Annotated in this window: 20 protein-coding genes; 14 read left to right on the top strand and 6 right to left on the bottom strand. The window is 67.0% G+C overall.

The features are described from left to right. Window positions 1-121 precede the first annotated feature (121 nt). The 7 genes from ppc (at window position 122) to HU825_RS17260 (ending at window position 7405) form a co-directional block, all read left to right on the top strand. The gene (gene ppc, locus HU825_RS17290) at window positions 122-2758 is read left to right on the top strand and encodes a phosphoenolpyruvate carboxylase (protein ID WP_234302562.1); all 2637 of its coding nucleotides are present in this window, start codon (window positions 122-124) and stop codon (window positions 2756-2758) included. A gap of 246 nt (window positions 2759-3004) precedes the next feature. Continuing rightward, on the top strand, window positions 3005-3652 hold the full coding sequence (gene adk / locus HU825_RS17285) for an adenylate kinase (protein WP_138300162.1): 648 nt from the start codon (window positions 3005-3007) through the stop codon (window positions 3650-3652). 163 nt (window positions 3653-3815) lie between these two features. Next, window positions 3816-4493 carry a tRNA (adenosine(37)-N6)-threonylcarbamoyltransferase complex dimerization subunit type 1 TsaB gene (gene tsaB, locus HU825_RS17280; protein ID WP_234302561.1) on the top strand — a complete coding sequence of 226 codons (678 nt, stop codon included), beginning with the start codon at window positions 3816-3818 and terminating at the stop codon, window positions 4491-4493. Between the two features lie 87 nt (window positions 4494-4580). Beyond that, the gene (locus HU825_RS17275; RefSeq protein ID WP_234302560.1) at window positions 4581-4928 is read left to right on the top strand and encodes a hypothetical protein; all 348 of its coding nucleotides are present in this window, start codon (window positions 4581-4583) and stop codon (window positions 4926-4928) included. 75 nt (window positions 4929-5003) lie between these two features. Continuing rightward, a complete protein-coding gene (locus HU825_RS17270; RefSeq protein WP_234303420.1) occupies window positions 5004-5801 on the top strand; it encodes a DUF72 domain-containing protein in 798 nt (265 codons plus the stop codon). Window positions 5802-5865: 64 nt separating this feature from the next. Then, window positions 5866-6558, top strand: coding sequence for an extensin-like domain-containing protein (locus HU825_RS17265; RefSeq protein WP_234302559.1), 693 nt, complete (start codon window positions 5866-5868; stop codon window positions 6556-6558). A 73-nt stretch (window positions 6559-6631) separates the two neighbouring features. After that, the gene (locus HU825_RS17260) at window positions 6632-7405 is read left to right on the top strand and encodes a class I SAM-dependent methyltransferase (RefSeq protein WP_138300160.1); all 774 of its coding nucleotides are present in this window, start codon (window positions 6632-6634) and stop codon (window positions 7403-7405) included. Window positions 7406-7408: 3 nt separating this feature from the next. On the opposite strand, the gene HU825_RS17255 is transcribed toward HU825_RS17260, so the two are convergent. After that, window positions 7409-8050, bottom strand: a complete 642-nt coding sequence (locus HU825_RS17255) for a TetR/AcrR family transcriptional regulator (RefSeq protein ID WP_234302558.1) — start codon at window positions 8048-8050, stop codon at window positions 7409-7411. Window positions 8051-8145: 95 nt separating this feature from the next. On the opposite strand from HU825_RS17255, the gene HU825_RS17250 reads away from it, so the two are divergent. Then, window positions 8146-9246: an efflux RND transporter periplasmic adaptor subunit gene (locus HU825_RS17250; RefSeq protein WP_234302557.1), complete on the top strand. Its 1101-nt coding sequence runs from the start codon at window positions 8146-8148 to the stop codon at window positions 9244-9246. A gap of 6 nt (window positions 9247-9252) precedes the next feature. After that, entirely contained in the window at window positions 9253-12333 is a 3081-nt protein-coding gene (locus tag HU825_RS17245) for an efflux RND transporter permease subunit (RefSeq protein WP_234302556.1), read from the top strand. Between the two features lies 1 nt (window position 12334). Here HU825_RS17245 and HU825_RS17240 read toward each other — a convergent pair whose 3' ends face one another. Beyond that, window positions 12335-12907: a TetR/AcrR family transcriptional regulator gene (locus HU825_RS17240; RefSeq protein ID WP_054093298.1), complete on the bottom strand. Its 573-nt coding sequence runs from the start codon at window positions 12905-12907 to the stop codon at window positions 12335-12337. 139 nt (window positions 12908-13046) lie between these two features. On the opposite strand from HU825_RS17240, the gene HU825_RS17235 reads away from it, so the two are divergent. From HU825_RS17235 to HU825_RS17225, 3 genes are all read left to right on the top strand, one after another. After that, the gene (locus HU825_RS17235) at window positions 13047-13643 is read left to right on the top strand and encodes a glutathione S-transferase family protein (RefSeq protein WP_234302555.1); all 597 of its coding nucleotides are present in this window, start codon (window positions 13047-13049) and stop codon (window positions 13641-13643) included. 91 nt (window positions 13644-13734) lie between these two features. Beyond that, window positions 13735-14451, top strand: coding sequence for an MBL fold metallo-hydrolase (locus tag HU825_RS17230; protein WP_234302554.1), 717 nt, complete (start codon window positions 13735-13737; stop codon window positions 14449-14451). 148 nt (window positions 14452-14599) lie between these two features. Next, window positions 14600-15937 (top strand): GGDEF domain-containing protein, encoded by a 1338-nt coding sequence (locus HU825_RS17225; protein ID WP_077682952.1) that lies wholly within the window; start codon window positions 14600-14602, stop codon window positions 15935-15937. A 1-nt stretch (window position 15938) separates the two neighbouring features. On the opposite strand, the gene HU825_RS17220 is transcribed toward HU825_RS17225, so the two are convergent. From HU825_RS17220 to HU825_RS17205, 4 genes are all read right to left on the bottom strand, one after another. Further along, window positions 15939-16280 carry an FKBP-type peptidyl-prolyl cis-trans isomerase gene (locus HU825_RS17220; protein ID WP_234302553.1) on the bottom strand — a complete coding sequence of 114 codons (342 nt, stop codon included), beginning with the start codon at window positions 16278-16280 and terminating at the stop codon, window positions 15939-15941. A 75-nt stretch (window positions 16281-16355) separates the two neighbouring features. After that, window positions 16356-17765 carry a GntR family transcriptional regulator MpaR gene (mapR, locus tag HU825_RS17215; RefSeq protein ID WP_234302552.1) on the bottom strand — a complete coding sequence of 470 codons (1410 nt, stop codon included), beginning with the start codon at window positions 17763-17765 and terminating at the stop codon, window positions 16356-16358. Between the two features lie 34 nt (window positions 17766-17799). Beyond that, the gene (gene ccoG / locus HU825_RS17210) at window positions 17800-19218 is read right to left on the bottom strand and encodes a cytochrome c oxidase accessory protein CcoG (RefSeq protein ID WP_234302551.1); all 1419 of its coding nucleotides are present in this window, start codon (window positions 19216-19218) and stop codon (window positions 17800-17802) included. Next, the gene (locus HU825_RS17205) at window positions 19215-19445 is read right to left on the bottom strand and encodes a hypothetical protein (protein ID WP_139346430.1); all 231 of its coding nucleotides are present in this window, start codon (window positions 19443-19445) and stop codon (window positions 19215-19217) included. The genes ccoG and HU825_RS17205 overlap by 4 nt, the downstream gene beginning before the upstream one ends. Window positions 19446-19515: 70 nt before the next feature. Between HU825_RS17205 and HU825_RS17200 the strand changes: the two genes are divergently transcribed. Continuing rightward, window positions 19516-19881 carry a CidA/LrgA family protein gene (locus HU825_RS17200; protein ID WP_043297240.1) on the top strand — a complete coding sequence of 122 codons (366 nt, stop codon included), beginning with the start codon at window positions 19516-19518 and terminating at the stop codon, window positions 19879-19881. After that, a complete protein-coding gene (locus HU825_RS17195; RefSeq protein WP_043297239.1) occupies window positions 19878-20588 on the top strand; it encodes an LrgB family protein in 711 nt (236 codons plus the stop codon). The genes HU825_RS17200 and HU825_RS17195 overlap by 4 nt, the downstream gene beginning before the upstream one ends. The last annotated feature ends 57 nt before the right edge of the window (window positions 20589-20645 follow it).

Below are 20645 nucleotides of genomic sequence, written 5' to 3'. Positions count from 1 at the left end.
CGCTAGGCACTCTGGTTGCGGATATCTTGAGCGTAGCTGCTCGATCGTCGTTGCACAGACTGGCGCACCGGTCGCCGTCGACCGCCGGCGCCAGCCCGGCCCCCAATCAGGAGAACCGCTCATGGCGAAAATCGATGCGCGTCTGCGCGAGAACGTCCACCTGCTCGGCGAGCTGCTTGGCGACACCGTGCGTGAGCAGTTGGGCACCGCGTTCTTCGACAAGATCGAACGCATCCGCAAGGGTGCCAAGGCGGCCCGGCGCGGCTCGGCCGAAGGCGCGCAGCAGCTTGCCGAGACGCTGGACAGCCTCGACGAGAGCGAGCTGTTGCCGATGACCCGCGCGTTCAACCAGTTCCTCAACCTCGCCAACATCGCCGAGCAGTACCACGCGGTGCGGCGCCGGCAGGAAGGCGAGCCGGCGCCGTGCGAAAGCGGCGTGCTGCCCGAGCTGCTCGGACGCCTGCAACGCGCCGGGCACGCGCCTGAGGCGCTGGCGCGCCAGGTCAGCGAGCTGGAAATCGAGCTGGTGCTGACCGCCCACCCGACGGAAGTGTCGCGACGCACGCTGATCCAGAAGTACGACGCCATCGCCGCGCAGCTGGCCGCCCGCGATCACACCGACCTGACCACCGCCGAGCAGGCCGACATTCAGCTGCGCCTGCAGCGGCTGATCGCCGAGATCTGGTACACCGAGGAAATCCGCCGTAACCGCCCGACGCCGGTGGAGGAAGCCAAGTGGGGCTTCGCCGCCATCGAGCATTCGCTCTGGCAGGCGCTGCCCAATGTGCTGCGCCAGACCGACGCGGCGCTGCGCGCCAGCACCGGGCGGCCGCTGCCGCTGGACGCCGCGCCGATTCGCTTCGCCTCCTGGATGGGCGGCGACCGCGATGGCAATCCGAACGTCACCGCACCGGTGAGCCGGGAAGTGCTGCTGCTGGCGCGCGCGATGGCCGCCGATCTCTACCTGCGCGATGTCGAGGCGCTGATCACCGCGCTGTCGATGCAGACGGCCAGCGACGAACTGCTGAGCCAGTCCGGCGATACCTCGGAACCCTATCGCGTGTTGCTCAAGCGCCTGCGAGAGCGTTTGCAGGCAACGCGTGACTGGGCAAACACGGCGCTGGAACACGGCCAAGCCGCGCCGCCAGCGGTGCTGCAGGACGTCGCCGAACTGCGCGCGCCGCTGGAGCTGTGCTACCGCTCGCTGCACGCCTGTGGCATGGGCGTGATTGCCGATGGCGCGCTGCTCGACTGCCTACGCCGGGTGGCGGCCTTCGGCCTGCATCTGGTGCGCCTGGACATTCGCCAGGATGCCGCCCGGCATGCCGCGGCGCTCGCCGAGATCACCGAGTACCTCGGCCTGGGGCGCTACGACCAGTGGGATGAAACGCGGCGCCTGGACTTCCTGCAGCAGGAGCTGGACAACCGCCGGCCGCTGCTTTCGGTGCATTTCCAGCCGTCGCCGGACACCGCCGAGGTGCTGGCCACCTGCGCGGTGATCGCAGCGGCTCCGGCGGCGTCGCTCGGTTCCTACGTCATCTCCATGGCACATGGCGCGTCCGATGTGCTGGCGGTGCAACTGCTGCTCAAGGAGTCCGGCCTGCAGCGGGCCATGCGCGTGGTACCGCTGTTCGAGACGCTGGACGATCTGGACAACGCCGCGCCAGCCGTCGATCGCCTGCTGAGCCTGCCGGGCTATCGCAGCCGGTTGCAGGGGCCGCAGGAGGTGATGATCGGCTATTCCGACTCCGCCAAGGATGCCGGCACTACCGCCGCCGCCTGGGCCCAGTACCGTGCGCAGGAAAGTCTGGTGGAGGTCTGTCGCGCCCACGGCGTCGAGTTGCTGCTGTTCCACGGCCGCGGCGGCACGGTCGGCCGCGGCGGCGGCCCGGCGCACGCGGCGATCCTCTCGCAGCCGCCGGGTTCGGTTTCCGGGCGTTTCCGTACCACCGAGCAGGGCGAGATGATCCGCTTCAAGTTCGGGCTGCCGGATATCGCCGAGCAGAATCTCAATCTCTATCTGGCCGCCGTGCTCGAAGCGACGCTGCTGCCGCCGCCGATGCCCGAGCCGGGCTGGCGCGAACTGATGGACCGGCTGGCCGCCGACGGCGTGGCGGCCTATCGCAGCGTGGTGCGCGATCACCCGCAGTTCGTCGCCTATTTCCGCCAGGCGACGCCCGAGCTGGAGCTGGGGCGCCTGCCGCTGGGCAGCCGGCCGGCCAAGCGCCGCGAGGGCGGCGTCGAGAGCCTGCGGGCGATTCCGTGGATCTTCGCCTGGACCCAGACGCGGCTCATGCTGCCGGCCTGGCTCGGCTGGGAGGCGGCACTCAATGGCGCGCTGGCGCGCGGCGAGGGCGAGCAGCTGGCGCAGATGCGCGCACGCTGGCCGTTCTTCAGCACCCGTATCGACATGCTGGAGATGGTGCTGGCCAAGACCGATGCCGACATCGCCGGACGGTACGACGAGCGCCTGGTCGAGCCGCAGCTGCTGGCTCTGGGTGGAGAGTTGCGTGACCGATTGTCGCAGGTGGTGGCTGCCGTCAAGCGGCTGACTGGCCAGTCTGAGCTGCTGGCGCACAGCCCGCAGACCCAGGAGGCATTCAGTCTGCGCAACACCTATCTGGACCCGCTGCACCTGATGCAGATCGAGCTGCTGGCGCGCTCACGACAGCAACAGAATCCGCCGGAAAGCCCTCTGGAACAGGCTCTGCTGGTCAGCGTCGCGGGCATCGCCGCGGGCCTGCGCAATACCGGCTGAGCCTGTCGAAACAAGCGTCGCGGGAGGCGTCGCATGGCCTTTTCAGGCCGTTCGGCGTGCCCGGTGGTGGCGCATTCGGCACGACGGAAGGCGCGCGGGGGGATATCTTGTGCCCTCCCGGTGTGCTGTGTATCGTGTTCCACCTTTTGTCGCATGGCGGCAAACCAGAATTTTTGATTCGTCGGCGAACAAGGTGCGAGCGACCGGCCGGCGAAGTCCCCTTCCAAGAAAGTCGAGGATTCATCCATGCGCGTGATTCTGCTGGGAGCACCCGGTGCCGGCAAAGGCACTCAGGCCGGTTTCATTACCAAAAAATTCGGTATTCCGCAGATCGCCACCGGCGACATGCTGCGCGCAGCGGTCAAGGCCGGCACCGAGCTGGGCCTGAAAGCCAAGAGCGTGATGGATGCGGGCGGTCTGGTCTCCGACGACCTGATCATCAACCTGGTCAAGGAGCGCATCGCCCAGCCGGATTGCGCCAACGGTTTCCTGTTCGACGGTTTCCCGCGCACCATTCCGCAGGCTGAAGCGCTTAAGGAAGCCGGCGTGCGCATCGACAACGTGGTCGAGATCGCCGTCGACGACGAGGAAATCGTCGGTCGCATCGCCGGTCGCCGCGTGCACCCGGCATCCGGTCGGGTCTACCACACCGAGCACAATCCGCCGAAGGTCGCCGGCAAGGACGACGAGACCGGCGAAGAACTGATCCAGCGCGAAGACGACAAGGAAGAGACCGTACGTCATCGCCTGTCCGTCTACCATTCGCAGACCAAGCCGCTGGTGGACTTCTACCAGAGCCTGGCCGCTGCCGAAGGCACGCCGAAGTACAGCCGTATCGAGGGTATCGGCTCGGTGGAAGAGATCACCGCCAAGGTGTTTGCCGCGCTGAGCTGAGCGCCGTATCGCCATGCTGGCTGATAAAAGGCTCGTATCGCAGATACGGGCCTTTTTCATTTTCGAGGGTGTGGCTGCGAGTCGGCGCGTCTGTCCGCGCCCGCAACCCGGCCCGCCGAATAGGCTAGAATCGGCGCCTTTTTGATCGACCGGAACCGCCACGATGACCACTCTGCTGGCCCTGGATACTGCCACCGAAGCCTGCTCTGTCGCCCTGCTGCATGATGGTCGGGTGCTGAGCCACTACGAGGTCATTCCGCGCCTGCACGCCCAGCGCATTCTGCCGATGATCCAGACCCTGCTCGCCGAGGCTGGCATCACGTTGTCGGCGCTGGATGCCATCGCTTTCGGTCGCGGTCCGGGTGCGTTCACCGGGGTACGCATTGCGGTCGGCGTGGTGCAGGGCCTGGCGTTCGCGCTGGAGCGACCGGTGCTGCCGGTTTCCACCCTGGCGACCATTGCCCAGCGCGCCTGGCGCGAACACGGCGCCACGCAGGTGGCGGCGGCCATCGACGCGCGCATGGACGAGGTCTACTGGGGCTGCTACCGCGAGCGTGCCGGCGAGATGCAGTTGTGCGGCAGCGAGGCCGTGCTGCCGCCGGAGCAGGCCGGTTTGCCGCGCGATGCGGCCGGCCAGTGGTTTGGCGCGGGCACCGGCTGGGGCTACGCCACGCGCATTCCCGTCGCGGTGGGCCACATGGATGCCCAGCTGTTGCCACATGCCGAAGACCTGCTGCGGTTGGCGACGTTCGCCTGGCAGCGTGGCGAGGCCGTTGAGGCCGACCAGGCGCAGCCGGTCTACCTGCGCGACAACGTAGCGACACCCAAAGCCGGCGTCTGATGCGGTCCGGCCCGGACGCGTGTAGCCGGGCATTGCCAAACCTCCGGCCGGTCGCTAGAGTCGGCCGGCTTTCTTTCAGGTTGAAACATGCGCGTCGACGGTCTCTCCCAGTCTGCATACCCTCTGGATCGCACTGTCCGTCCTGGCAGTGCGCCGGTGCCGTATCGCGACAGCCAGCGTGCCGTCGAGCGCCCGCGCGAGATCGACCTCAGCCCGTCCAGCGAGCATTTTCAGCAGCGCACCGGCCGCGCACAGCAGAGCACCAGTGAGTCCGTTGCTCTCGAGAGCTTCCGGCCGATCCGCTACAGCGAAGCCCTCGCCGAACGTCCGCTGTCCAGTCGTGTCGCACAGGCGCTGGCCAGCTACACCAGCACCGCGAGCTTTCGCAGCGACCCCGATGCCGCCGAGGTGCTCGGCCTCGATCTCTACGCCTGAGGCCGGCCGGCCCCGGTGAGCATTCCCTATTTCCTCGGTTGTCCGTCCTGGAGCGAAAGCGCCTGGCTGGGCTCGTTGTATCCGCCGGGAACGCCTCCGGCGCAATTTCTTGCGCAGTACTGTTCGGTGTTCAACAGCGTCGAGGGCAATACCACGCTGTATGCCTGGCCGGCGGAGCAGACGATCCAGCGATGGGCGCTGCAGATGCCGGAGGGCTTTCGCTTTTGCGCCAAGCTGCCGCGAGAGATCAGCCAGGCCGACGACCTGCGCGCGGTGCTGGAGCTGGCGCAGTCGTTCAAGGCGCTGCTGGCGCCGCTCGGGCGGCGGGTCACGCCGTTCTGGCTGCAACTGCCGGCCAGTTTCGGGCCGGGGCGGCTCGCCGAACTGGCGACGCTGATCAAGGATTTCGCCGCGCCGTTGGCGGTGGAAGTGCGCCACCCGGCGTTCTTCGATAAGGGGGCGGGCGAGCGTGCGCTGAATCGCTTGCTGCGCGATTCCGCCGTGGAACGCATCTGCCTGGATTCGCGGGCGCTGTTCAGCTGCCGCTCGCGCGAGCCGGCGCTGCTGCACGCGCAGAGTAAGAAGCCGCGGGTGCCGGTGCGGCCAACCGCGTTCAGCGCGTCGCCGCAGCTGCGCTTCATCGGCCACCCGCTGCTGGAGGCCAACGACCTCTTCATGCAGCCGTGGCTGGAACGGATCGCCGCCTGGATCGAGGCCGGCAAGACGCCGCACGTCTATCTGCATACGCCGGACAATCACCGGGCGCCGGAGCTGGCGGTGCGTTTTCACGCGCAGCTACGCGAGCGCCTGCCCGGGCTGCCGGCCTTGCCTCCGCTGCATCGCGCGCCACAGCTATCGCTGCTGGTCGAATAGCGGCGCCACACCTTCGGTAAAAAATCGCACTCAACTTCGGGCCACGCCCGTTGCCTGATTAGGCATGACCTTCGGCCGATTCTTGCTTTTCGTACTGGTGCTGCTGGCCGCCCTGGCACTCGTCGTTCGCCAGCAGTGGATAGAGATTCCGCCGTCCTGGAATCCCTGGGCGCCGCTGGATGTGCGCGAGCCGCCGAACCTGCTGACTTCGTTCAAGCTGCGTCGCTTGCAACATGACCGCTCGCTGTGCGAACAGGCGCTGGCCAGTGCGCCGCTGCGTTACGTCGCTGTGCCTGACACGACGCCGGAACCTGGCTGTCCGGTGGCAAACAGCGTGCGTGTGCAGGGCTCTGCGGTACGTTTCAACGGCCCGTTTCTGGCGACCTGCCCATTGGCCGCGGCCTATGCGCTGTTCGAGCTACACGGCCTGCAGCCGGCGGCGCAGCGGGTATTCGGCCAACCGGTGGTGCGGGTCGAACATTTTGGCAGCTTCGCCTGCCGCAACATTGCCCGCAGTAACCGACGCAGCCAGCACGCCAGCGCCAACGCGCTGGACCTCGCCGGCTTCGGTCTGCGGGACGGCACGCGTATTACCGTGGCGCGCGATTGGGCGGGCGAGGGCGACAAGGCGCGTTTCCTGCGCGAAGTGCACGATGCGGCCTGCGCGGTGTTCAACGTCACGCTGGGGCCGCAGTACAACGCGGCGCATCAGGACCATTTCCACGTCGACATGGGTGGTTTCGGCATGTGTCGCTGAGCCACCGGCATGGGCGCCTCGTCGGCGCTCTGGCACAATGCGCCGCCTTTTCGTGTCGCGCAGCGAGTCCACCATGCCTGATCATCCCCGTGTTCGTGTCGAACCGCTCGCGCCCTCGTTTGCGGCGGCAGCGCATGACTGGGCCCTCCGTCTTGACCTGCCTGAGCACGACGAGGCCGCCGGGTTCGCCTTGCAGTTCGGTGAGGCGGGATTGCAGCTGCAGGCGCTCGAAGCTCAGGCGCCCGGCCCGGTGCGCGTGGATTTCGTCGAGGGCGCCGCGGCGCATCGCCGGCAGTTCGGCGGCGGCAGCGGGCAGATGATCGCCAAGGCGGTCGGCGTGCAGCCGGGCGTGCGTCCGCGCGTGCTGGATGCGACCGCGGGCCTTGGGCGCGATGCCTTCGTGCTGGCGACCCTGGGTTGCACGGTGGAGCTGATCGAGCGTCAGCCGCTAATTGCCGCGCTGCTCGAGGATGGCCTCACCCGCGCCGCGCAGGACAGCGAAGTCGCGCCGATCGCCGCGCGGATGATCCTGCGCCAGGGCAACGCCATCGAGCTGATGCGCCAGTGGACGGGCGAGCCGCCGCAGGTCATCTATCTCGATCCGATGTTCCCGCACCGCGACAAGAGCGCGCTGGTGAAGAAGGAGATGCGCCTGTTTCGGCCCTTCGTCGGCGACGATCTCGATGCGCCGGCGTTGCTGGCGGCCGCGCTGGAACTGGCCAGCCACCGGGTAGTGGTCAAGCGCCCGCGCAAGGCGCCGACCATCGAGGGCGCCAAGCCGGGCTATAGCCTGGAAGGCAAGTCCAGCCGCTACGACATCTACCCGAAAAAGAAACTGCAGGGCTGAGCGTCAGCGGCCGTACGCGCGCAGGAACGTCGCGACCACGTCGTGCACATGCGCCTCGTCCGACGCCGCGTCGGCATCGGTGGCTTCGACGTAGCCGATCAGCAGGCGGAAGTGCCGGGCACCCTTGATCAGCGAACAGAAGTGTTCGGCCGCGCGCAGCGGTTCGGCGATCGTCAGCAGACCGCGCGCGTCGGCCTCGGCGAACATCTGCTGCAGATCGCACAGCAGCTGCTGCGGACCGGCGTCGAAGAACATCCGCACCAGCGCCGGATTCTGCGTGGCCATTCCCACCATCACCCGATGCAGGCCGATCGACTCCGGGCTGTTGACCAACGCGTTGAAGGCCAGGCCGATGGCCAGCAGCGCCGCGTCGATCCGGCAGTCATCCGCAAGCTGGAACAGGCGGCGCGGCAGCCGAGTTTCGCAGGTCGCCTTCACGGCCGCACAGAACAGCGCCTCCTTGTCCTTGAAGTGGCTGTACAGCGTGAGCTTGGAAACTCCGGCTTCGCTGGCGATGGCGTCCATGCTGCTGCCCTCGTAACCCTTGGCGAGAAACAGCACCTGCGCCGCGGCGAGAATCGCCTCGCGCTTGGCCGGGTCCTTTGGTCGGCCGGGGCCGGGAGAGGGGGAATGGCTGTCTATCATGATCGCTTTTAATAGTGGACTGGCTGGTTCGCTATTTTTACTATACTCGGCAGTTTAGTATTCCCGCCCGCCTCGTGACAGAGGGAGTCTGCATCGTGTTCCGACAAGCCATCTCCATCGGCTCCCTGCTGGGGAGCGTTCTGCTGCTGGCCGCCTGCGGCAACGGCGAGCCCGAGCCGCCACCGCCGCGCCCGGTGCTGGTGGTGCAGCCGCAGCCGGCCAGCGCGATGCGCGAAAGCTACCCCGGCGAGGTGCATGCGCGCTATGAGCCGGAGCTGGCGTTCCGCATCGATGGCAAGGTCAGCGAGCGTCTGGTCGAGGCGGGCGACCGTGTGCGCAAGGACCAGCCGCTGGCGCGGCTCGATCCGCAGGACGTGCGCCTGCAGCTGGACGGCATGCGCGCCCAGGTCACGGCCGCCGAGGCCAACCTGCGGGTCGCCAAGGCGGAGTATGACCGCTACCGGGCGCTGCTCGGTCGTCAGCTGGTCAGCCAGTCGCAATTCGACAGCGCCGACAATGCCTACCGTTCCGCCGCGGCGCGTCTGCAGCAGGCGCAGGCGCAGTTCGACGTGGCCAGCAACCAGGTCGATTACGCGGTGCTGCGCGCCTCGCGCGATGGCGTCATCGCGCGCCGCAGCATCGAGGTCGGCCAGGTGGTGGCCGCCGGTCAGACGGCATTCGTCCTTGCCGCGGACGGTGAGCGCGAGGTGGCGATCAACCTGCCCGAGCAAGCGCTGGAGCGTTACCGCATCGGCCAGGAAGTCGAGGTCGAACTCTGGTCGCAACCGGGGCGGCGCTACGCCGGTCAGATTCGCGAGCTGTCGCCGGCGGCCGATCCGAACACCCGGACCTATTCGGCGCGGGTCGCCTTCAGCGATCAGGATGTCCCGGCGGACCTCGGCCAGAGCGCACTGGTGACCGTGCGTCGCGCGGCGAAGGTGCCGCTTGCCGTGCCGCTGTCGGCGATCAGCGCCGAACGCGAGCAAGCCTTCGTCTGGCGTGTGCGCCACGACTCGACGCTGCAGCGGGTGGCGGTGCGCACCGGTCCCTATGGCGAGCGGCTGGTGCCGGTGCTTGAAGGGCTGCAGGCCGATGACTGGATCGTCATGGCCGGGGTGCAGCTGCTCAGCGAAGGGCAGCCGGTGCGTCCGGTCGATCGCGACAACCGCCCGGTCGAGCTGGCCCCGCAGGAGTAAGCCACGATGCGCTTCAACCTTTCCGCCTGGGCGCTGCACAACCGCCAGGTCGTGGTCTACCTGATGCTGCTGGTCGCCGTCGTCGGCGTGCTGTCCTACGGCAAGCTGGGGCAGAGCGAAGACCCGCCGTTCACCTTCAAGGCGATGGTGATCCAGACGCAGTGGCCGGGCGCGACCGCCGAGGAAGTGTCGCGCCAGGTCACCGAGCGCATCGAGAAGAAGCTGATGGAGACCGGCGAGTACGAGCGCATCGTGTCGTTCTCGCGCCCCGGCGAGTCCAACGTCACCTTCGTGGCGCGCGACTCGCTGCGTTCCAAGGACATTCCCGAACTCTGGTACCAGCTACGCAAGAAGATCGGCGACATCCGCCACACCCTGCCAGCGGGCATTCAGGGACCGTTCTTCAACGACGAGTTCGGCACCACCTTCGGCAATATCTACGCGTTGACCGGCAAGGGCTTCGACTACGCGGTGCTCAAGGATTACGCCGACCGCATCCAGCTGCAGCTGCAGCGGGTCAAGAGCGTCGGCAAGGTCGAGCTGATCGGCCTGCAGGACGAGAAAATCTGGATCGAGCTGTCCAACGTCAAGCTGGCGACCCTCGGCGTCCCGCTGGAAGCGGTGCATCAGGCGCTGCAGGCGCAGAATGCGGTGAGCGCGGCGGGCTTCGTCGAAACGCCCAGCGAGCGCGTGCAGCTGCGGGTCAGCGGCAATTTCACCACCGCCGAACAGATTCGCGATTTCCCCATCCGTTTCGAGGGTCGCACCTTCCGTCTTGGCGACGTGGCTGAGGTTCGCCGCGGTTTCAACGAGCCGCCGGCGCCGCGCATGCGGTTCATGGGCGAGCCGGCGCTGGGGCTGGCGGTGTCGATGAAGGCCGGGGGCGACATTCTCATGCTCGGCGAGGCGCTGGAGCAGGAGTTTGCCCGTCTGCAGCAGGAGCTGCCGGTCGGCATGCAGCTACGCAAGGTTTCCGACCAGCCGGCAGCGGTGAAGACCGGTGTTGGCGAATTCGTCCGGGTACTGATCGAGGCGCTGGCGATCGTTCTGCTGGTGAGCTTCTTCTCGCTCGGCATGCGCACCGGGCTGGTGGTGGCGCTGTCGATTCCGCTGGTGCTGGCGATGACCTTCGCCACCATGCATTACCTGGACATCGGCCTGCACAAGATTTCCCTCGGCGCGCTGGTGTTGGCGCTGGGCCTGCTGGTGGACGACGCGATCATTGCGGTGGAGATGATGGCGATCAAGATGGAGCAGGGCTACGACCGGCTCAAGGCCGCGAGCTTCGCCTGGACCAGTACGGCGTTCCCGATGCTGACCGGCACGCTGATCACCGCCGCCGGCTTCCTGCCGATCGCCACCGCCAACTCCAGCACCGGCGAATACACCCGCTCGATCTTCCAGGTGGTGACCATCGCGCTGATCGCCTCCTGGATCGCCGCAGTGACCTTCGTGCCGCTGCTTGGCGACAAGCTGTTGCCGGATCTCGCGGCGCGTGCCGCGCGCAAGCACGGCGGTAGCAGCGACGGCCACGACCCGTATTCGACGGCCTTCTACCAGCGTGTACGACGCGTGGTGGCGCTGTGCGTGCGTCGGCGTAAGACGGTGATCGTGCTGACGCTGGCGGCGTTCGTCGCGGCGGTAGCGCTGTTCCGACTGGTGCCGCAGCAGTTCTTTCCGGCGTCCGGGCGGCTGGAGCTGATGGTCGACCTCAAGCTCGCCGAGGGCGCGTCGCTGAAGGCCACCGAGGCCGAGGTCCGGCGTCTGGAGACGATGCTCAAGGACCGCCCGGGGATCGATAACTACGTGGCCTACGTTGGCACCGGCTCGCCGCGCTTCTACTTGCCGCTCGATCAGCAGCTGCCGGCGACCAGTTTCGCCCAGTTCGTCGTGCTGGCCGACAGCATCGAGGCGCGCGAGGAGCTGCGCGGCTGGCTGATCGAGCGCCTGCGCGAGGACTTCAGCGCGCTGCGCGGGCGGGTGACGCGGCTGGAGAACGGCCCGCCGGTGGGTTATCCGGTGCAGTTCCGCGTCACCGGCGAGCACATCGACGTGGTACGCGCTCACGCTCGGCAGGTTGCGGCGAAGGTCGCGGAAAATCCGTACGTCGCCAACGTGCACCTGGACTGGCAAGAGCCGAGCAAGAAGGTGTTGCTCGATGTCGACCAGGACCGCGCCCGCGCGCTGGGCGTCAGCACCGCCGAGCTGTCGGAATTCCTGCGACGCACCTTCATCGGCAACAGCGTCAGCCAGTTCCGCGAGGACAACGAGCTGATCGAGATCCTGCTGCGCGGCACCGAGCGTGAGCGCCTCGAACTGTCGATGCTGCCCAGCCTGGCCATTCCCACCGCCAGCGGCCGCAGCGTGCCGCTGGCGCAGGTGGCAACGCTGGAGTACGGCTTCGAGGAGGGCGTGATCTGGCACCGCAACCGCCTGCCGACGGTCACGGTGCGTGCGGATGTGTATGGCGATCAGCAGCCGGCCTCGCTGGTGCGGCAGATCGAGCCGACGCTGGCGGATATCCGCGCGCAATTGCCCAGCGGCTATCTGCTGGAAGTCGGCGGTACCGTCGAGGATTCCGAGCGTGGCCAGCGTTCGGTGAACGCCGGCCTGCCGCTGTTCGTGCTGGTGGTGGTGACGCTGCTGATGGTGCAGCTCAGGAGCTTCTCGCGCTCGGCGATGGTGTTCCTCACCGCGCCGCTGGGCATCATCGGCGTCACGCTGTTCCTGTTGCTGTTCCGTCAGCCGTTCGGCTTCGTCGCGATGCTCGGCACCATCGCGCTGTCGGGGATGATCATGCGCAACTCAGTGATCCTCGTGGATCAGATCGAGCAGGACATCGGTGCCGGCCACGACCGCTTCAACGCAATCATCGACGCCACCGTGCGGCGCTTCCGGCCGATCGTGCTGACCGCGCTGGCCTCCGTGCTGGCGATGATTCCGCTGTCGCGCAGCATCTTCTTCGGGCCGATGGCGGTGGCGATCATGGGCGGGCTGATCGTCGCCACAGCACTGACGCTGCTGTTCCTGCCGGCGCTCTACGCGGCGTGGTTCCGCGTGCGCGAGTCGGAAGCCAAGCCCGCCTGATTCAGTCGGATGCGCGGATGCCGGCGGCCGCGAGCAGTTGCTCGGCCGCCGCCCGGGCGTCCCGTGCCTGGTCGCCAGGGCCTTCGATGTGCGCCATGCTCAGCGCCCCTTCGAGCAGGTACTGCAGCTGGCGCGCAAGCTGCGCGGGCGCCGGTGCATCAAGGCGCTCCAGCAGCTCGCGCAGGTAGGTCTGCAGCTCGGCCTTGTAGGCGGCCGAGCGCCGATGAATGGGGTGATCGCGGTCGTGATACTCCGCAGCGGCGTTAACGAACAGGCAGCCGCAGAAGCGCCCGTCGCCGTGGATCATGCCGTGCAGGCCGTCGAATATTCCCAGCAGCGCCGCGCGCGGCGGCAGCTTCGCGGCCCTTTCCCGCAGGCGCGCGAGCATCGCCTCGTGGCGCGCGTCGAGCACGGCGACGATCAGCTCATCCTTGGATTTGAAGTGCTTGTACAGGGTCATCTTGGCCACGCCGGATTCGGCCAGAATCCGGTCGATGCCCGTGGCGTGATAGCCGTCGCGATAGAACAGGTCTTCGGCGGTGCTGAGCAGCTGGTCGCGCTTGTTCGATGCCATGAGTGCCTCCTTCGGAACGGCCATTATGCGCGAGCGTTCGCCGCGCGCTCCAGTTGCCGTCCGTTGGTCATCTTTGCGCTTGAAGTGTACAGACAGGTCTGTCTATTATCCAGTGCACAACAACCACGAGGGTGTGACCATGAAACTCCACGACATGACGCTGTCCGGCAATTGCCACAAGGTGCGTCTGTTTCTCAGCCTGATCGGCCAGCCTGTCGAGCTGCTCCCGGTCGACCTGCTGAAGGGCGAGCAGAAGCAGCCGGCGTTTCGCGCCATCAATCCGCGCGGGCAGGTGCCTGCGCTGGAAGATGGCGAGTTCCGCCTGGGCGATTCGCAGGCGATCCTGGTCTACCTGGCGCGGCGTTATGCCGATGAGTGCTGGTACCCGCTGGAGGCCGAAACGCAGGGTCGGATCGCCGGCTGGCTGAGCTTCGCCGCCAATGAAACGCAGCACGGCCCGGCCACGGTGCGGGTGGGCAAGCTGTTCGGCATGCCGATTGATGCGGAGCTGGCGCAGGCCCGCGCGCTGAGCGCGTTGCGCGTCCTCGAACGGCATCTGGCCGTGCACGACTGGCTCGCGGAAACGGCGCAGCCGACCATTGCCGACATCGCCGTGTATCCCAATGTCGCGCTGGGCGGCGACGGCGATCTGGACCTCAGCCAATATCCGGCGCTGCAAGCCTGGTTCGCCCGCATCCGCGCGCTGCCCGGCTATGTCGGCATGCCTGGGTTGTAAGGCCATGTTCGCGCGAAACGGCCGGGCGCCCGCCAAGCGTTTCCGGTCGTCAACCGGGGCGGCACGGCTGCTGGGGCTACTCGCGGTGCTCATGCTCGGTCTGGTAGGCAGCGCGGCGGCTGCCGACGGGGTGCGCTTCAGCCTGGTCAAGACAGCGCAGAGCGACAGCCGAAGCGAATATTCCTGGCGCCGCGGCGGCTGGCAGCAATCGCCGCCGGTGAACCACCTGGCGATTCTCATCGAGCATGGCCAGACCCGCTTGCTGTTCGGCACCGGGCTGGGGCGCCAGATCGATGCCCAGGTGGATGCCGAGGTGCCGTGGCGCCTCAAGCATTACGGTGAGGTACATGCGGTACGCGACCAGCTCGAGCGTGACGGTCTGACGGTCGATCGCATTCTGCTCGGCTGCGTGCGCTGGGAGCACGCGTCGGGGCTAGCCGATTATCCGGAGGTGCCTGTCGCGGCCAGTGCGGGCAGTCTGCGCTACCTGCGGGCCGCGACACCGCCTGCGGTGTTGCCGAGCCAGTTCCGCCATGCGGTCCGCTGGCAGACGCTGCAGTTCGAGTCCGGACCGTATCTTGGCTATGCGCGGAGTCTGGACCTGTTCGGTGACGGTGCGCTGGTGCTGGTGCCGCTGGAAGGGCATGGCGCGCTTGGAATTTTCCTGACGCTGGCCGACGGACGCCGCTTCTTCTTCCGTGGCGACGGTCAATCTGCGCAGCGACCTGAGGCGGCAGCGGCCGTTGCGCCGCTGACGGAGGCCGCTGCGCAAGCCGCGCTGGGCTTTTATCCACGCTGGATTCAGTGAAGGCGAGACGCGGTAAAAAAACCTCACGAACAACCTCCATTTAGGCAATGCGTTGCCAGGCGGATTAAGCCATGATGTGCCAAACGTGAAGACTGCGTCACAGTCTGATTGGCTAATCGTGCCGAAGAGCCGAAGCAGGTCTGCCGCGATGAAAACGGAAAACTACGCGCCGCTGGCAAGTGTCATCGATCTGTTGCTCGACGCCATCTGCGTCGTCGATGCGCAGGGCAATTTCGTTTTCGTCAGCGCGGCCTGCGAGCGCATCTTCGGCTATACGCCGGAGGAGATGCTCGGCAAGCGGATGATCGAGATGGTCTATCCCGAGGATCGAGCGCGTACTTTGGCCGCGGCGGAGGAGGTGATGGTCGGCCAGCCGCTGCTGCATTTCGAGAACCGCTACGTGCGCAAGGACGGCACGGTCGTGCACATCATGTGGTCGGCCTGCTGGTCGACCGACAACAAGCTGCGCATCGGCGTGGCGCGGGACATCACCCGGCGCAAGCAGTCCGAAGCGATGCAGGCGGCGCTCTATTCGATCTCCGAAGCGGCACACGCGGCCAAGGACCTTGCCGCGCTGTATCAGCAGATCCACCTGACCGTGGCCCAGCTACTGCCGGTCGACGATTTCATCGTTGCCATTCGTGATTCCGCCAGCGGCGAATTGGGCTACCCCTACCAGGCGCTCGCGCCCGATTCGCTGGCCCCACCGCCGGAGCCGGTGGCTTCCCTGTGTTTTTCCGTGCTGCATGGCGGCCAGCCGCTGCGCTTCAATGCGCAATCGGTGCCGATGCTGGTGCTGCCGTTGAACAGCGCCGATGCGGCGTGCTGGCTGGGCGTGCCGCTCAACTCGCGCGAAGGCGTGATCGGCGCGCTGCTGCTGAAGAGCAAAGGCGTGCCGTACACCGAGAAAGACCAGGAGCTGTTGCAGTTCGTGTCCACCCAGGTGGTCACCGCCATCGAGCGCAAACAGCTGTACGCACGCCTGCAGCGCATGGCCCAGTACGATGAACTGACCGGCGTGCCGAATCGTGCCTGTTTCGCCGACCGCCTGGGCACAGCGCTGGCACGGGTGCGGCGCAACGGTGGACGGTTCGCCTTGCTCTACATCGATCTGGATCGTTTCAAGCAGGTCAACGACAGCTTCGGCCACAGTGCCGGCGATCATCTGCTGCGGGCGGTCGCCGAGCGGCTGGTGCACTGTGTGCGCGACAGCGATACGGTCGCCCGGCTGGGCGGCGACGAGTTCGTGGTGTTGCTGGAAAGCATCGCGCATCCGGCGGACGCCGAGCGGGTCGTCGACAAGATTCGCGCGGCGTTCGAGCAGCCGGTGGATCTGGTCGGCCACCAGCTGGTTGCTGGCCTGAGCATCGGCATCGCGCATTACCCCGAGGACGGCGAGGCCGAGGCGCAACTGCTCAAGCAGGCCGACGACCGCATGTACCTGATCAAGGCGCGCCGCCGCCAGCAGCCGCTGGATTGCGCCTGACTCAATCGTCGCGGGTCATCACTTCCAGCAGTTCGATCTCGAAGTGCAGATTCGAATTCGGCTTGATGTGCGCGCCGACCTGGCATTCGCCATAGGCCAGGTGCGCTGGCACGAACAGCTTGCGCTTGCCGCCGACCTTCATGCCCATCAGACCGATATCCCAACCCTTGATCACCCGTCCGCTGCCGATCACGCATTGAAAGGGCTTGCCGCGTTCGTAGGAGGAATCGAACACGGTGCCGTCTTCCAGCGTGCCGCGGTATTGGGTGGTGATCAGCGCGCCCTTGACCACGGCCTTGCCGTCGCCGGGCTGGATATCCTCGATCAGCAGCTCGTCGCTCATCGTCGTCTCGTAAACGTTGGGAAAGGGGCGGCTTTTTCGCAGGAATCGCGGGCCCTGGCAAGCGTGCCCGGGCGTTCAGAACGACTTGAGCATCCGCCCCAGCAGCGCCATTGCGTCTTCGCTCCGCGCGTCCCACGGGTGTCCGTGGTTCAGCCGCGCGCAGTTGCGAAAGCGCCGGGTCGCCGAGAAGATCGGCCCCGGTGCCAGGCTGATGCCCTGGGCCAGCGCCAGTTGCAGCAGCTGCAGCGAATCGACCTGTTCGGGGAATTCGAACCAGAGAAAATAACCGCCGCTGGGCCGCGTGACCCGCGTGCTGGCCGGGAAATGCCGGGCGGCGGAGGCGAGCATCGCGCCCTGCTGCATTTCCAGCGCATGGCGCAGCTTGCGCAGGTGACGGTCATACCCGCCATGCTGCAGGTAGTCGGCGATGGCGGCCTGCGCCGGCACCGAGGGTGAGATAGTGGTCATCAGCTTGAGCCGGGCGATCTGTTCGGCAAAGCGCCCGCCGGCGACCCAGCCGACGCGGTAGCCGGGCGCCAGGCTCTTGGAAAAGGAGCCGCAGTGCATCACCAGGCCGTCGCGGTCGTGGCTCTTTACCGGGCGCGGCGGCTCGCGGGTGAAGTACAGCTCGGCGTAAACGTCGTCCTCGATCAGCGGCACCTGATGGTGCTGCAGCAGATCGTAGAGCTGCTGCTTCTTCGCCTCGCCCATGCTCGCGCCCAGCGGGTTCTGCAGGCTGCTCATGAACCAGCAGGCCTTGATCGGCAGGTGCGCCAGGCGGTCGGCGAGCACGTCCAGATCGATGCCTTCACGCGGATGCACGGGAATCTCCACCGCCTTGAGCTTGAGCCGTTCCAGCACCTGCAGCGTGGCGTAGAAGGCCGGCGCCTCGATCGCCACCAGATCGCCCGGCTCGGTCACCACCTGCAGGCAGAGGTTCAGCGCCTCCATGGCGCCGGTGGTGATCACCAGCTCGTCCATCGGCAGCATCACGCCGCTGACCATGTAGCGCAGGGCGATCTGCCGGCGCAGGTCGGGATTGCCGGCGGTCATCTCGGCGATCACCTCGCGCGCCGGCATGTCGCGCACGCTCTGCGCCATCGAGCGCGCCAGGCGCGGCAGCGGAAACAGCTCGGGGCTGGGAAAGGCCGAACCGAACGGCACCGTGGCCGGATCGCGCAGCGAGGCGAGCACCGAGAACACCAGTTCGCTGACGTCCACATCGGTGGTTTCCGCGGGGCGCGCGCCGATCTCCGGCTCGTGCAGCGGACGCTTGGCGTGTTCGCGGACGAAATAGCCCGAGCGGGCCCGCGCCTGGATCAGCCCGCGATCCTCCAGCAGGTAGTAGGCTTGGAACACCGTGGACGGGCTGACGCCGTAGGTGCGGCTGGCGTGGCGCACCGAGGGCACCTTCTGTCCGGGGGCGAGCACGCCGCTGCGGATCAGCTCGGCAATCTCGTCGGCGAACTTTTCGTAGCGCTTCATCGGGACCCTGATGGTGGCGGGTAGAGCGGCCAGTCTACTGGTGCAGCGCGGCGAGGGGAGCGACGAAGGTGCTCGGCGTGCGCACCCGGCTGGCCGGTTGGGCCAGGTCGCGGGCCTCGAAATGCACTTCCTGGCTGAATTCGCGCGTGTCGTCGAGCAGCGCGACGCTGACCGGCAGATCGGCGATCTCGCCCGGCGCCAGGCTGACCTCGGCCGGGCCGTGCAGCGCGAACGGACCGTCCGTCAGCGTCAGTGCGTAGCGGCGCGGTTGCTGCGTTTTGTTGATCAGCTTGAGGCGATACATGTTCTCGATCTGCCCCTGCATGTTCTCGCGGTACAGCGTGCGGTCGCGTGTGACGTCCAACTGCAGTTGCGGCCGCGCCTCCAGCGCCCAGATGAAGGCACCGATCATCGCCATCAGCGCCACGGCATAAGCGACCAGGCGTGGCCGGAAGAAGCGTGTCGCGCCGCCGCTGAGTGCGCGTTCGGAGGTGTAGCGCAGCAGGCCACGGGCATAGCCCATCCGGTCCATGACGCCGTCGCAGACGTCGATGCAGGCACCGCAGCTGATGCAGTCCAGCTGCAGCCCATCGCGGATGTCGATGCCGGTGGGGCAAACCTGTACGCACAGCGTGCAGTCGATGCAGTCGCCCAGATTCTGCGCGCGTGGGTCGCTGTCCTTGCGCCGCGCGCCGCGGGCTTCGCCACGCGCGGCATCATAGGAGACCAGCAGGGTATCGGCGTCGAACATCACGCTCTGGAAGCGCGAGTACGGACACATGTGCAGGCACACCTGTTCGCGCAGCCAGCCGGCGTTGAGGTAGGTGGCGGCGGTGAAGAACAGCAGCCAGAAGGCGCTGGTGAGGCCGATGTCCAGGCGCGTGAGGTCGCCCACCAGTTCGCGCACTGGTGTGAAGTAGCCGACGAAGGTCAGCGCGGTGGCCAGGCTGATCGCCAGCCACAGCGCGTGCTTGGCGCTGCGGCGCAGCAGCTTGCCGGGCGACCAGGGCGCGGCGTCGAGCTTGATGCGCTGCAGGCGGTCGCCTTCGGTGACTTTCTCCGCCCACATGAACATCCAGGTCCAGCTGCTCTGCGGGCAGGCGTAGCCGCACCAGACGCGGCCGGCCAGTACGGTGATGAAAAACAGGCCGAACGCCGCGATGATCAGGAGCGCCGAGAGCAGGATGAAATCCTGCGGCCAGAAGGTCGCGCCGAAGATATGGAACTGCTGCTGACCGAGATCCCACAGCACCGCCTGGCGACCGTTCCAGTTCAGCCAGACGGTGCCGAAGTAGAGCAGCATGAGCAGGCCGCCGCCCAACAGGCGCAGGTTACGGAAATCGCCGCTGAAGCTGCGGGTGTGAATCGGCCCGCCGCTTTGCGCGGGCGTGAGGCGAATAGGCGTGCTCGCGTCGACGGTTTCGATGAGTTGTGCGGGGATGCGGTCGTTCATTTGGCGCTCGCCTCATGGGCAGTTCGGGCGAGCGGATGATCGGTGGCGCAGCAACTGCATAACAGACTCAGATGAAACGCATAAATACGGATCAGATGGCGTTCAGTGCCGCGGCAAAACCGTGCTGACGCGCGCAGTTGACCTGTATCAGCACCTTGCTTTGTATACAGCTGATCCGCTTTTTTTGCGTGCATCTGATCCTGTTGCGCAACGGCCGCTGCGTCCATAGTCGGAGCCTTTTGCATTGAGGGGGACGCCGGCAATGAACCAGCAACCGCGGCACGGGGAGGGCGCACGATGATTCTTCAAGGGTTGACCTGGCTGGTGCTGCTGCAGCTGCTTGGCCATGTGCTGAATCTCGTACTGCTGCCGGCGTTGCCGGGGCCGATTCTCGGCATGCTGCTGCTGTTCGTCCTGCTGCTGGCGCGTCGCGGAATTCCCGAGTCGCTGGAAAAGACCGCCGCGCTGCTGCTGCAGTACCTGCCGCTGCTATTGATCGTCCCGGCCGCCGGGATCATGACCAGCGGCTCGGCACTGCTCGATGACCTGCCGGCCATCGCCGCGGGGCTGGTGCTGTCGCTGCTGATTACCGTGCCGTTCTGTGGCTGGCTGATGCAGCGGCTGATCCGCCGTCAGGAGCGACGTGCGGAGGATCAGACATGAGCGTGCTCGACTGGCGCTTGGCCTGGAATGACGTGCTGGCGCATTCACTGTTTGCCGTGGTGCTTACGCTGATTGCCTTCCAGCTGGCGCTGATGCTGTACCGGCGCAGCGGCTGGTTGGTGTTGCAGCCGGTGATGATCGGCATGCTGCTGGTGGTCGCCACGCTGACGCTGGTCGGCGTGGAGTACCCGCGCTACCGCGAGGGCGCCGCACCGATCGCCATGCTGTTGGGGCCGGCGACCGTGGCGCTGGCGGTGCCGCTGTACCGTCACCTGCGGCGCATTCGCCAGTTGTTCTGGCCGATCGTCATCACGCTGGTGGTCGGCGGGCTGCTCTGTGTGGCGCTCACCCTGGCAATCGCTTGGCTGCTGGGCGCCGAACTGCCGGTGCTGATGAGCCTGGCGCCGAAGTCCGCGACCATGCCGATCGCCATGCTGGTGGCCGAGGAGCTGGGCGGCCTGGCTTCGCTGGCGGCGGTGTTCGTCATGCTCACCGGTGTCATCGGTACCGCGCTGGGACCGCTGCTGCTGCGCTGGGCGGGCGTGGAGCACCCGGCGGCGCGCGGCTTGAGTTACGGCATCAACGCGCACGCCATCGGCACCGCCCGGGCGCTGGAGGAGGGGGACGAGTGCGGCGCCTTCGCGGCGCTGGGGATGAGTCTGCTGGGCATTCTGATCGCGCTGCTGCTGCCGTTCGCGCTGGGGTGAGGAATGCCGAGCGGGGTGGGCGCATTTGTGGCGATAATCCACGCCCCGTTCGACCCC

The organism is Pseudomonas phenolilytica (assembly GCF_021432765.1).
In the GTDB taxonomy this organism is placed as follows: Bacteria; Pseudomonadota; Gammaproteobacteria; order Pseudomonadales; family Pseudomonadaceae; genus Stutzerimonas; species Stutzerimonas phenolilytica.
The sequence above is the reverse complement of the archived record's forward strand: the minus strand, read 5'-3'. Positions and strand labels throughout refer to the sequence as shown.